This is a genomic window from Oceanirhabdus sp. W0125-5, assembly GCF_027938815.1.
GTDB lineage: Bacteria > Bacillota > Clostridia > Clostridiales > Clostridiaceae > Oceanirhabdus.
This window is the reverse complement of sequence record NZ_CP115913.1, coordinates 3,938,895-3,951,873: the sequence shown is the minus strand read 5'-3', so window position 1 is coordinate 3,951,873 and position 12,979 is coordinate 3,938,895. Positions and strand designations below refer to the sequence as shown.

Sequence of the window (12,979 nt, the reverse complement as noted above, 5' to 3'; positions counted from 1 at the left end):
TCAAATACCGAGAAATTAAGGAGGATGTTTATGAAGAAAAGGGTTTTAATTTTTTCAGTTGTAGCTGCACTATTATTATCTATGGCTTTCACTGGATGTGGAAAAAATAATAATAACGAAACTTCAAACAAAGGAAATACTAAGCAAGAAGAAACAAAGAAAAATGATTCAAAGAAAGATGAAAAGAAAGATGATAGTAAATTAGCGGATAGCCAAGTACTTAGATATGCTATCTGGAGTTCACCTCCTGGAGTATTCCACCCAACAATGTATGAAGATGAATATGATTCAAATGTAACTGCATTTATCTTTGAAGGGTTATTAGAGGTAAACCCTGAACTTAAATATGAACCAATGTTAGCTGAAAGTTATGATATATCAGATGATAATTTACAATTTACATTCCATTTAAAGAAAAATGTTAAATGGCATGATGGTGAACCATTCACAGCAGAAGATGTACAGTTCACTTATGAAACTATTTGTCATCCTGACTATAGTGGTCCAAGATTTTCAGACTTTTCTAGCATCGTAGGTGCTCAAGAGTATAAAGATGGAAATGCTGATCATGTTTCAGGTATCGAAGTTGTGGACAAGCATACTATAAAAATAACTTTAAAAGAAGTATCAGCTCCTGCACTTAGCGATCTTAGTGGATATGGAATAATTCCTAAACATATCTGGTCAAAGATTCCTGTTAAAGAGTGGGATAAAGCAACAGAAACTTTAAGAAATCCAATCGGTACTGGTCCATTTAAATTTGCTAAGTTTGAGCCAGACCAATATGTTGAGTTTGTAAGAAATGAAGAGTATCACAGAGGTGCTCCAATTCTTGAGAAAATATTCTTACAAGTAGCTAACCAAGATACAGTTCAAGCACAATTAATCGCTGGGGAAATTGATTTTGCGCCAATTAGTAAAATGAACAAAGATGATTTAGCTTATTATAAAGAAAATAACATAGTTGTAGAAGAAGTAACAGATAGAGGATACCAATATATGGGTATCAACAACAGACTTGAGAAGTTTAGTGACAAGAGATTCCGTCAAGCACTTGCTTATGCTATAAATAGACAAGGTATGGTTGATGGAATTATGGAAGGGTATGGAGTTGTTGCGTATGCTCCATTTGCATCATTCAGCTGGGCACTTCCAAAAGATAATATAAACAAATATGAATATAATCCTGAAAAAGCTAAAGAGCTTATTGCTCAAGTACCTGGATATGAGTACAAAGGTGACACACTTTACTGGAAAGGTGAACCACTTAAAGTAACATTAAAATATCCTACAGGTAATAAAGTTAGAGAAGCTTCTGCACCTCTAATTCAACAGAATTTAAAAGCTATAGGTATTGATGTTGAATTATTAATTATGGAATTTGGTACTTTAGTTGAACAAACATTTGATACTCATGAATTCGATTTCTACTTAATGGGATGGGGACTTTCAATTGATCCAAATCCAGAAGGAATCTGGCATTCAAGCTTAGTAGAATTAGGCGGATGGAATGTATCTGGTTTCGTTAATGCTAAGAGTGATGAATTAATTCAAGAAGGTAAAGTAACATTAGATCAAGCAAAAAGAGAAGAGATATATAATGAGTGGGCTAGACTTGTAAATGATGAAATGCCAACAGTATTCTTATACAGCATGGTAGAAGGTAGAGCTTACAATCCAAAACTTAAGGGATTACAAATATTCCCTTATGGTAACTGGTACAATATTCACAAGCTATATTTTGAAAAATAGTGTATATTGCTAAAGAATTTTTATCAAGTTGGTAGCTTTGCTATCAACTTGATACTTTAAAAAAGTAATTTGATATGATTTTAACCGTAAAAAATAAATTCAATTTAAACTGAATAAATAATTTTCATGGATTAAACAAATTATTGAAATTTTTTAGAGAAAGAAGGGAGGATTTCCTTTGCAAAAATATGTTATAAGAAGAATACTAATGTGTATTCCCGTACTGATAGGTATATCACTAATAATCTTTTTGTTAGTTAATGCTATGCCAGGTAATCCATTTTCACACATGATAGATCCTAAAATGACTGTAGCCGATAAAGAAGCTATGCTTAGAAGTATAGGTTTTTATGATCCTATACATGTGAAGTATTTCAAATGGATTGGACAAGTCTTACAGGGTAATCTTGGATATTCTATTAGATATAATACACCAGTTACACAAGTAATAGGAGAGAGACTTCCTTTTACATTTGTGTTAGCTTTCCTATCTTTATTAGTAAGTACAGCTATCGCAATTCCTTTCGGAGTTATCTCATCAAGTAAGAAGAATTCCTTTACGGATTATGCTGTAACTTTTATTTCGTTTTTTGGAATATCTATACCAGCATTTTTCTTCGGTCTACTATTAGTTAAAATATTTGCTGTAGATTTAAAAATATTCCCTATATCTGGTGTGGTAAGTGCCGGTGCTGGATATACAGGATTAATGCATATTTGGGATATGGCAATGCACTTATTCTTGCCTACAATGATGTTATCCTTACTTAGTATTGCACAACTAATGAGGTACACAAGATCAAGTATGTTAGAAGTTTTAAATATGGACTATATAAGAACTGCAAGAGCAAAGGGGTTATCTGAAAAAGTTGTAATTTATAAACATGCACTTAGAAATGGTTTAATACCTGTTATAACAATGCTTACATTACAAATATCTGGACTATTTGGAGGAGCACTTATGACAGAGACTATATTCTCGCTTCCTGGTATGGGAAAGTTAATGTTCCAGTCTGTAAATAATCGTGATTATCCTTTAATTATGGGTTGTACAATGATGATGGCTGTTGTAGTATTATTATCTAATCTTTTGGCAGATATTTTGTACGCCTTTATTGATCCAAGAATTAAATACGATTAAAGGGAGGGAAGAGTATGAATACAAAAAAAGTTGTAAATACCAAAGATGTTAAAAAGAAAAAATCTTTAAATACAGAAGGTATGTCGCCTTTTAGATTAGCAATGATGAGACTAAGACAAAATAAACTAGCTATGTTTGGGTTAACTGTTCTAATATTACTAGCTATTATATCAATATTAGCACCTGTTATAGCACCTTATGAGCGAGATCTTGCAGATATGACGAAGACATATGCAAAACCTTCTAGTGCTCACTTATTAGGTACTGATGATTTAGGAAGAGATGTATTAACAAGACTTATTTATAGTGGAAGAATATCTTTAACAGTTGGTATTTTTTCAGCATTAATATCTTTATTTATAGGTAGTTTTGTAGGAGCAACCTCTGGATATTTTGGTGGAAAAATTGATTTCGTTAATATGAGAATTGTTGATATTTTCATGTGTTTCCCATTCTTCGTTTTAGCTATAACAATAGCAGCTGTTTTAGGTCCTAGTATATGGAATGTTGTATTCATAACTGGAGTACTTGGTTGGACAGGTATTGCTAGAATAATAAGAGCAGAAATCTTATCTATAAAGGAAAGAGAGTTTGTTGAAGCTGCTAGAGCGCTTGGTATGAGTTCTGGGGAAATTATAATTAAACATATATTACCTAATGTTGCAGCACCGTTAATAGTATTTACTACAATGTCTGTTGCATTTGGAATAATATCTGAAGCAGGTTTAAGCTTCTTAGGTTTAGGTGTTAAACAGCCTGTTCCAAGTTGGGGAAATATGTTAGCTGCAGCACAAGGATTAAGACAACTTAGAGGAATGCCATGGCTTTGGGTTCCACCTGGAATATTAGTTTTTGTTTCAGTTTTATCAATAAACTTCTTGGGAGATGGGCTGAGAGATGCTCTTGACCCTAAACTAAAGAGGTAGGAGGTATGCATATGTCTAATATTTTAGTAGAAATGAAAAATTTAAAAACATTTTTCAATACTTCTGAAGGTACAGTTAAGGCGGTAAATGATGTTAGTTTTAATATAGAAAAAGGAAAAGTATTGGGAGTAGTTGGTGAATCAGGATGTGGTAAAAGTGTAACATCTCTATCTATTATGGGACTTGTTCCAAAGCCGGGCGGATCTGTTGTAGGTGGGGAGATAATATTTAAAGATAAAGACTTGTTAAAATTGTCTAGTGATGAGATGAGAACGGTTCGTGGTAATGAAATTGCAATGATATTCCAAGAGCCTATGACTTCATTAAATCCTGTATTTACTGTGGGTATGCAGATTGCTGAAATGTTAAAATTACATACTGATATGAGTAGTGATGAAATCGATAAGCGAGTTATAGAATTAATTGATTTAGTAGGTATTCCTAGACCTGATAAAGTTGTAAAGGAATATCCACATCAGCTTAGCGGTGGTATGAGACAAAGAGTGATGATTGCTATGGCCCTTAGTTGTAATCCATCTCTTCTTATAGCAGATGAGCCAACTACAGCTCTCGATGTTACAGTACAGGCACAAGTTTTAGAAATAATGAAGGATTTAAATAAGAAATTTGAAACTGCTATTATGCTTATAACTCATGATTTAGGTGTTGTGGCTGAAATGGCTGATAATGTTGTAGTTATGTATGCTGGTAAAGTAGTAGAAGAAGGAACTGTAATGGAAATTTTCCATAATCCTAAACATCCTTATACAGTAGGTCTTTTAAAATCAAGACCTGACTTAATAGGAGACGATGACAAGCTTTCATGTATAAGAGGTATGGTACCAAGTCCATATGATATGCCAGAAGGATGTGCTTTTGAACCTAGATGTGATAAGTGTATGGATATTTGTAAAACACGCATGCCTGAGTTGAAAGTTTTAGAGAACGGAAGTAAAGTTAGGTGTTGGTTACTTGATGAAAAAGGAGGTAATGTTTAATGTCTTCTTTATTGAAAGTTGAAGGTTTAAAAAAATATTTTCCTATTAGAAAGGGAGTATTCTCAAGAGTTGCAGGTTATGTTAAAGCTGTAGATGGGATTGATTTTGAAATCCAAAGAGGTGAGATTTTTGGATTAGTAGGAGAATCAGGATGTGGTAAATCTACTACAGGTAGAACTGTCTTGAATCTTTTAAATCCAACAGCTGGTAAAGTAACTTTTGAAGATAAGGTTATTTATGATGTAGAAAATAACATTAATTTAAATAAGGATCAATTTAGAGCGCTTAGAAAGGATATGCAGATAATTTTTCAGGACCCTTATGCATCTCTAGATCCTAGAATGAATGTAGGTAACATTATTTCTGAAGGAATATTAAAGCATAAGCTTTATGATAAAAAAGGAGCGCTTGATAAATCAAAAGAGCTACTTGAACTATGTGGTCTTAGAGGGTCATTTGTTAAAAAATATCCTCATGAATTTAGTGGAGGACAAAGGCAGAGAATTGGAATAGCAAGAGCACTTGCTTTGAATCCTAAGTTTATTGTTGGAGACGAACCAATTGCAGCACTTGATGTTAGTATCCAAGCACAAGTTCTGACTTTAATGCAAGAATTAAAAGACCAGTTTGATTTAACTTATCTCTTTATATCGCATGATTTAAGTGTAGTTAAATATTTCTGTGATACAATTGGTGTTATGTATCTTGGTAACTTTGTAGAAAAAGCATCATCTAAGGAATTGTTTAAAAATCCTTTACATCCTTATACAAAATCTTTACTTTCTGCAATACCAATATCAGACCCATCAATTAAGAAACAAAGAATAGTTCTGCAAGGAGATGTACCAAGTCCAGCTAATCCTCCTTCAGGATGTAAGTTCCATACTAGATGTACATTTGCTAAAGATATATGTAAAAAACAAGTTCCACCACTTATTGATGTGGGGAATAATCACTTAGTAAGCTGTCATAGAGTTAAGGAAATAAATTAAAAAAATATGGATTGGGGTCAGACCCCCATACAAAAATTGGATTGGGATTTGCCCCAATCCAATTTTTGTTTAGGGGTCTGACCCCGTTATTTTATCTTAACTAACAACTCACCAGTTTCAACTTGCTGACCTTCTTTAACAAAGATTGAATCTACAATTCCTGAAGAAGAGGCTGTAATATTTGTTTCCATTTTCATAGCCTCAATTATTATTAAGGTATCATTTTCTTTTACTTCATCACCTTCGTTAACAACTACTTTTAATACATTTCCAGGAATACTAGAGCCTATTTCTAGTTTGTTGCTTGGATCTGCTAATTTCACAGATTCTACATGAATGTTTTTATTACTTTTTTTATCTTTTATTTGAACTTCACGTCTATTCCCGTTAATTTCAAAAATTATCGTTCTATATCCTTTATCATTAATTCTACCAATCTCAAGAAGCTTTATAACTAATATTTGTCCTTCAGCTATTTTTACTTCACAAGTTTCTCCTTCGCGTAAACCATGGAAGTATATATCACTTCCCATTTTACTCATATCTCCATGTTCTTTTATATATTTAAGATAGTCCTCAAATACTTTTGGATATAGTGAATAGCTTAGAATATCTTTTTTAGTAGGTTCTATAGAGAAGTTTTCTCTTAAATGTTTTTCAATTTTATCAAAATCCTCACTTGGTAGCAGTTCACCTGGTCTAATTGTAATAGGCTCTTCACCCTTAAGGACAATATCCTGAAGATCTTCAGGGAAACCTCCTTCTGGCTGTCCCATCATACCTTTGAAATATGCTACAACAGAATCAGGGAATGCTAAAGTTTTTCCTTTTGAAATGATATTCTCAGGTGTTAAATTATTTTGAACCATGAAAATTGCAAGGTCTCCAACCATTTTTGACGAAGGAGTTACTTTTACAATATCCCCAACCATAGTATTAACATTCTTATACATCTCTTTTACATCAGTAAATTTGTGTTGAAGTCCAAAACTTTCAACTTGTGGTTTTAAGTTAGAGTATTGACCGCCTGGAATTTCATATTTATATATTTCTGTAGAGCCAGATTTCAAGCCAGATTCAAATTCAGAATAAACTGGTCTTACAGCATCCCAGTAATTTGATAGATGTTGAATGTCTTCAAGATTTATTCCAGTAGCTCTATCAGTGTTTTCAAGTGCAGCAACTATTGAGTTAAGAGCTGGTTGACTTGTAAGTCCAGACATACTATTGAAAGATGTATCAACAATATCAACTCCCGCCTCAGCTGCAAGTAACAAGGTTGCAACTCCATTACCAGTTGTATCATGAGTGTGAAGATGTATTGGTATTGTAATTGCCTCTTTTAATGCTTTAATTAGTTTATACGCTGCATAAGGCTTTAAAAGAGCAGACATATCTTTTATACCTAAAATATGAGCACCCATCTTTTCGATTTCCTTAGCTTTTTCCACATAGTATTTAAGATCATATTTACTTTTGGAAGTATCTAAAATATCACCAGTATAACAAATACAAACCTCTGCTATTTTATTATTCTTTAATACTTCATCAGTGGCAACTTTCATTCCTTCCAGCCAGTTTAAGGAGTCAAATATTCTAAAAACATCAATTCCAGATTCAGCTGATTCCTTGATAAATTCTCTGATTACATTGTCAGGATAATTTTTATATCCAACAGCATTTGAACCTCTAATAAGCATTTGGAATAATACGTTAGGAATTTTTTTTCTAAGTTCACGAAGTCTTTCCCATGGAGATTCTTTTAAGAATCTGTAGGCAACATCAAAAGTTGCTCCTCCCCACATTTCTAAGGAGAATAGATCCTTTGCTAGAACTGAGGTTGCTTTTGCAATTTTAATCATATCTATACTTCTCATTCTTGTAGCCATTAAAGACTGATGTGCATCTCTCATTGTTGTATCTGTAAGAAGAAGTTTATTTTGAGATTTTATAAAGTTAACTACTCCTTCAGGACCTTCTTTATCAAGTATCAATTTTGTACCACTTAATGTTACAGGCACTTGTATTTTAGGCACAACAGGAACATCAAAATCTTTCTTTAACCCGCTAGTTTCATTAATTATTTTCTCACCTATGAATTTTAAAACATTATATTCTTCGTCAATATTGGATTCTATATTAAATAATTCAGGATGTTCAGCAATAAAATTTGTATTACATTCTCCAGCTTTAAATGTGGGGTGATTCAATACATTAATCAAGAAGTCAATATTAGTTTTTATACCTGATATTTTAAGTTCCTTAGCAGAGCGTAAAGACTTTCTTACGGCATCTTTAAAAGTTAATGCCCAAGAGGTTGTTTTAACAAGAAGACTGTCATAATAAGGACTTATTACTGCGCCTGTAAACCCATTTCCACCATCTAGTCTTATACCGAAACCAGAGCCTGTTCTATAAACATCTATTTTACCTGTATCAGGAGAAAAGTTATTTGTAGGATCTTCAGTAGTAATCCTACATTGAATCGCAAAACCTCTAGGTTTTACATGTTCTTGAGAAGGGATTCCAACTTCTTCAGAATCTAGTGAATGCCCTTGGGCTATTAATATTTGGCTTTGAACAATATCAATTCCTGTTGTCATTTCTGTTACTGTGTGTTCAACTTGAATTCTTGGATTCATTTCTATAAAATAATGATTCCCATGATTATCAACTAAAAATTCTAAAGTACCTGCACTTCTATAATTCACAGCTTTTGCAATTTTTAAAGCATCAGAACAAATTTCGTCTCTTTTTTCTTTAGTAAGAGATAAGGCAGGTGTAAATTCAATTACTTTTTGGTGTCTACGTTGAATTGAACAATCCCTCTCATAAAGATGAACAATATTATCGTATTTATCACCTAAAATTTGAATTTCAATATGCTTAGGACTTTCTAAATATTTCTCAATAAATATATCATCTATTCCAAAAGCCTTTTTAGCTTCATTTTTAGCACTTCTAAAACCTGAGAGTAATTCACTCTCATTTTTAACTATTCTCATTCCACGTCCGCCGCCCCCAGCAGCAGCTTTTAACATTATGGGATAACCGCATAATTGAGCGAATTTTATTGCTTCCTCCTCAGATGTTATAGGTTTCTCAACTCCTGGAATTGTTGGTACACCAACACGTTGAGCAGCTAGTTTAGATTTAATCTTATCACCTAATTGGTTCATCATTTCCGCTGTAGGTCCAATAAATTCTATTCCTACTTCTTCACATTTACGTGCAAATTCTACGTTTTCGGATAAGAAGCCATAACCTGGGTGTATTGCATCTACACCTTTTTTTAGAGCAAGATTTATTATTTCATCTATATCTAAATAAGCTTCAATAGGACCTTTATTTTTTCCTATTAAATAAGATTCATCAGCTTTCGTTCTGAAAAGAGAAAATTTATCTTCCTTTGAGTATATTGCTACTGAGCGAATTCCTAATTCGCTGCAGGCTCTAAAAATCCTAATTGCAATTTCTCCTCTGTTTGCCACAAGTATTCTTTTAAACTTTTTTATCATAAAAGGTTACCTCCTCATTAAATTTCCATGTAAAGTATTATGTGAAAAATGAATTATCTTGTATAAATAACTTGCAAATTTATCAATGATATTATTATATACAATATATTTTATTATTACAACTGCAATTTGTTCAAAGAAATATTGCAATTTTAAATATGGATTAAATTTATGTCAATATTAAGTTCTCCAATTGGAGTAGAATTTACACCTATACTAGGATTATCAGGAGTTAAAGGACTTATATAAAAATTAAAAAACAAAGAGAGTAATAATTTTAAATATGCAAATATTATTTAATAAAAATAAAAAAATATTCGGATTTAATCTTGAAATAAATACTGCGTTCTGCTAATATATAAAAGTCGCTGATTTGCGATAGATTTTTTAAAACGAAAGAAAAGAGGATAAGATATGAGACTTAAAAGAGTTATTGCTAGTGCAATTATGACAACTATGATGGTAGGAGCATTTACTGCATGTGGAAGCAAAAATGTTCAAAACAACAATGAGACAAGCAAAAAGAGTTCATTAGTAGGTTTAGTAACTACAGAAGGTGGAGTTAACGACAAATCCTTCAATCAAAGTGCAGATAAAGGAATTAATAAAGCTAAGGAAGAATTTGATGTTGAGTATGTTGTTATAGAATCACAGAGAAAAGAAGATTATGCTGAAAATATGGAAGCTTTAATAGATGAAGAAGCAGATATAATTTTTGCTACAGGATTTCAAATGGTAGATGCTGTTAAGAGTGTTGCAGAAAATTATGAGAATATAAACTTTGCAATAGTAGATAATGTTGTAGAATTAGATAACGTAAAGTCAATAGTTTTTAAAGAACATGAAGGTTCATTTTTAATGGGTGTAATTGCAGGGAAAATGACTAAATCTAATAGAGTAGGATTCTTAGGTGGAAGAGATATAGAACTTACTAACAGATTTGAAGTTGGATTTGCAGCAGGAGTTATGAGTGTCAATCCTGAGGCTGGAAAATATCTAATAAATAGAAGAACAGTTAAATATGCAGAGAGTTTTGTAGATGTTAACAAAGGTTATGAAGTTGCTAAATCACTATATGATGAAGGTTGTGATGTTGTGTATCATGCAGCTGGTGGAGCGGGAATTGGTATGTTTTCAGCAGCACAAGAGTTTAGAAATAATGGAAAAGCTGTATGGTGTATAGGGGTAGATATGGACCAAGCAGAGACAATGCCAGAATACGAAGAAGTTATCTTATCAAGTATGGTAAAACGTGTTGATGTAGGAACTTATGAAACTGTTAAGGAAGTAGCTAATGGAAACTTTGAAGGTGGAAAAGTTGTTCAAATGGGATTAAAAGAAAATGCTCTTGAAATAGCAAAATCTACATCAAATAATACTCCAAGTGAAGTGATTGATCTTGTTGAACTATATAAAGAAGCAATATCTAAAGGTGAAATAAAAGTCCCAAGTAACTTTGATGAATTAAAGCACTTTGAGGCAGTAAGTATAGAAAAATAATTAATTATTTTCGAAAAAATTAATATAGAGATTTCAAAAGACTATGAAGCTGTTATACCTAACTTCATAGTCTTTTTAGTATTATAAAATTTTATGATAAGAGAACCTATAGTATTTATAGTAAACAGGATACAATTAATATTTTATAAATCAAAAGGGATGAGTAGTATGTCTATAGAATATAATAATATAATGCTAATTATTGGAAAATAATTATATGGAATATGTATATGAAAAATGATATATATTATAAATCAGCTGAGGTTGGTGACAATATTAAATAATACATGTTTTGGGAGGAGTTTATGGTTATAGCAATTATATTTGTGTATTACTTAATTATAGGATCATTAATTTTTTCTAGATGGAGATATATGCATAAATTTGGGTTAATAAATAAAATTATTCTTGGAATGTTATTTGTAACACTATCACTTTTACTATCTGCTAAAAATGGAGCTTTTTATAACTTTGAACTTTTTATTATACTAGGGTTGTTTTGTAATTCCATAGGAGATATTTTTTTAGGGATGTGTAAGGTTGAAAAGAGAAATAGTGAGTTCTACTTCTATATAGCTTTAGTAATTATAACAATATCTCAAATAGTCTATTTATTTGCATCAATACAACTGGAAAGTTTTAATTTTGAGTCACTTTTCATATCAATATTTTTTGTTATCTTAATGTATTTAATATTTAATAAAATTGTAAAAGGTACAACCAGGGCAAAATTTGCACTATTTTATGCATATCCATTGACAATTGTTGTGATTAACAGCTTAATAAATTTATTATCAAATTCACATTCCAAATTAATTATTTTTAGTATTGGTGTTACTTTGTATTGGTTATCAGATATTATTTTGTTTGTCATCAAGTTTAAAGTTCAAAATAGAATATATGATAGCATTAACAAAGTGCTATATTACACAGCTCAATTATTAATTGCCTTTTCGATTATATTCTAATTATGTGAGTTATAGATTAATCAACATAATAGGTACATATAATAACTTTGTGAATATTTTATTATATAAAAGATAATATGAATTATATGGAGTGAATAAATATGATACACGAGATTATAACAGATGTAATTGGAAACACGCCATTACTATCTCTTGGAAAATGTTTTCATGCTTCAATATTTGCAAAGTGTGAGTTTCTTAATCCAGGAGGAAGTATTAAGGATAGAATAGCAAAATTTATGATTGAAGAAGCTGAGAAAGAAGGAAAATTAAGACCAGGTATGACTATAGTTGAACCTACCTCTGGAAATACTGGTATTGGTATTTCACTTGTTGGAATAAGAAAAGGATATAAGGTAGTTATTGTAATGCCTGAAAATATGAGTGAAGAACGTAAAAAGGTAATCAAAGCTCTCGGTGCTGACCTTGTACTAACACCTAAGGAAGAGAGTGTAGAAGGTGCACTTAGAGAGGTTGAAAGACTTCAGAATCAGAATAAGGATGTGTTTGTACTAAATCAGTTTGAAAATCCAAATAACCCCCTAATTCATTATAAAACTACAGCAGTTGAAATTTGTAATCAATTAAATAAAAAGGTTGATATTTTTGTTTCAGGATTAGGTAGTGGTGGGACATTAGCTGGGATTGGAAAGTATATGAAAGAAAAATACCCATCATGTATTATTGCAGCAGTTGAACCTAAAAATGTATCAGCGTTATTAGGACATGAACCTGGACTTCATAAAATTGAGGGAATAGGTGATGGATTTATCCCAGATATTCTAGATCCAAGGTTAATAGATGAAGTTATAGAGGTTACAGATGATGATGCAATAGCATATGCACGAAAGTTGGCAAGAGTATGTGGATGTTTGGTAGGAACATCTTCTGGTGCTAATATGTGGGCAGCTCTTAAGATGGCTGAAAAATATGGTAGAGAGAAAAATATAGTAACTATATTGCCAGATAGAGCAGAGCGGTATTTTAGTACATCTCTTTTATAGATATAATAAGTGAAGTATGAAAACTTTATAGACCAGTACATTTTCCTTAGTACTCTGGTATCCACCTTATAGGTGGATTTTATTTATACTATTATAAAGTTAATGGTGGTAAAAAATGTAATATTTACAAATATTAAAAGGAAAAATGACGAATTTGTAGAATATATATAATTAGGAAAA

General features: G+C 31.7%; 9 protein-coding genes. 8 read left to right on the top strand and 1 reads right to left on the bottom strand.

Annotated features, from left to right (window positions below; all coding sequences use genetic code 11):
- The first annotated feature begins 30 nt into the window (after positions 1-30).
- From OW730_RS18520 to OW730_RS18500, 5 genes are all read left to right on the top strand, one after another.
- Positions 31-1,752 (top strand): peptide-binding protein, encoded by a 1,722-nt coding sequence (locus OW730_RS18520; protein WP_271225538.1) that lies wholly within the window; start codon positions 31-33, stop codon positions 1,750-1,752.
- A gap of 178 nt (positions 1,753-1,930) precedes the next feature.
- On the top strand, positions 1,931-2,893 hold the full coding sequence (locus tag OW730_RS18515; protein ID WP_271225537.1) for an ABC transporter permease: 963 nt from the start codon (positions 1,931-1,933) through the stop codon (positions 2,891-2,893).
- Between the two features lie 14 nt (positions 2,894-2,907).
- Positions 2,908-3,819 carry an oligopeptide ABC transporter permease gene (gene opp4C / locus OW730_RS18510; protein ID WP_271225536.1) on the top strand — a complete coding sequence of 304 codons (912 nt, stop codon included), beginning with the start codon at positions 2,908-2,910 and terminating at the stop codon, positions 3,817-3,819.
- A gap of 11 nt (positions 3,820-3,830) precedes the next feature.
- On the top strand, positions 3,831-4,817 hold the full coding sequence (locus OW730_RS18505; protein WP_271225535.1) for an ABC transporter ATP-binding protein: 987 nt from the start codon (positions 3,831-3,833) through the stop codon (positions 4,815-4,817).
- On the top strand, positions 4,817-5,809 hold the full coding sequence (locus tag OW730_RS18500) for an ABC transporter ATP-binding protein (RefSeq protein ID WP_271225534.1): 993 nt from the start codon (positions 4,817-4,819) through the stop codon (positions 5,807-5,809). Before OW730_RS18505 ends, OW730_RS18500 begins: the two co-directional genes overlap by 1 nt.
- An 86-nt stretch (positions 5,810-5,895) precedes the next feature.
- On the opposite strand, the gene OW730_RS18495 is transcribed toward OW730_RS18500, so the two are convergent.
- Positions 5,896-9,327, bottom strand: a complete 3,432-nt coding sequence (locus OW730_RS18495) for a pyruvate carboxylase (protein WP_271225533.1) — start codon at positions 9,325-9,327, stop codon at positions 5,896-5,898.
- 414 nt (positions 9,328-9,741) lie between these two features.
- Here OW730_RS18495 and OW730_RS18490 point away from each other — a divergent pair, with 414 nt between their 5' ends.
- From OW730_RS18490 to cysK, 3 genes are all read left to right on the top strand, one after another.
- A complete protein-coding gene (locus OW730_RS18490) occupies positions 9,742-10,827 on the top strand; it encodes a BMP family lipoprotein (protein WP_271225532.1) in 1,086 nt (361 codons plus the stop codon).
- A gap of 305 nt (positions 10,828-11,132) precedes the next feature.
- On the top strand, positions 11,133-11,795 hold the full coding sequence (locus tag OW730_RS18485) for a lysoplasmalogenase family protein (RefSeq protein ID WP_271225531.1): 663 nt from the start codon (positions 11,133-11,135) through the stop codon (positions 11,793-11,795).
- 101 nt (positions 11,796-11,896) lie between these two features.
- Positions 11,897-12,799 (top strand): cysteine synthase A, encoded by a 903-nt coding sequence (gene cysK / locus OW730_RS18480; protein ID WP_271225530.1) that lies wholly within the window; start codon positions 11,897-11,899, stop codon positions 12,797-12,799.
- Positions 12,800-12,979 lie beyond the last annotated feature (180 nt).

Excerpts from the sequence above, each read along its gene's own strand:
- OW730_RS18520 (WP_271225538.1), top strand. The coding sequence starts at position 31 with ATGAAGAAAAGGGTTTTAATTTTTTCAGTTGTAGCTGCACTATTATTA.
- opp4C (WP_271225536.1), top strand. The coding sequence starts at position 2,908 with ATGAATACAAAAAAAGTTGTAAATACCAAAGATGTTAAAAAGAAAAAA.
- OW730_RS18505 (WP_271225535.1), top strand. The coding sequence starts at position 3,831 with ATGTCTAATATTTTAGTAGAAATGAAAAATTTAAAAACATTTTTCAAT.
- OW730_RS18500 (WP_271225534.1), top strand. The coding sequence starts at position 4,817 with ATGTCTTCTTTATTGAAAGTTGAAGGTTTAAAAAAATATTTTCCTATT.
- OW730_RS18495 (WP_271225533.1), bottom strand. The coding sequence starts at position 9,327 with ATGATAAAAAAGTTTAAAAGAATACTTGTGGCAAACAGAGGAGAAATT.
- OW730_RS18490 (WP_271225532.1), top strand. The coding sequence starts at position 9,742 with ATGAGACTTAAAAGAGTTATTGCTAGTGCAATTATGACAACTATGATG.
- OW730_RS18485 (WP_271225531.1), top strand. The coding sequence starts at position 11,133 with ATGGTTATAGCAATTATATTTGTGTATTACTTAATTATAGGATCATTA.
- cysK (WP_271225530.1), top strand. The coding sequence starts at position 11,897 with ATGATACACGAGATTATAACAGATGTAATTGGAAACACGCCATTACTA.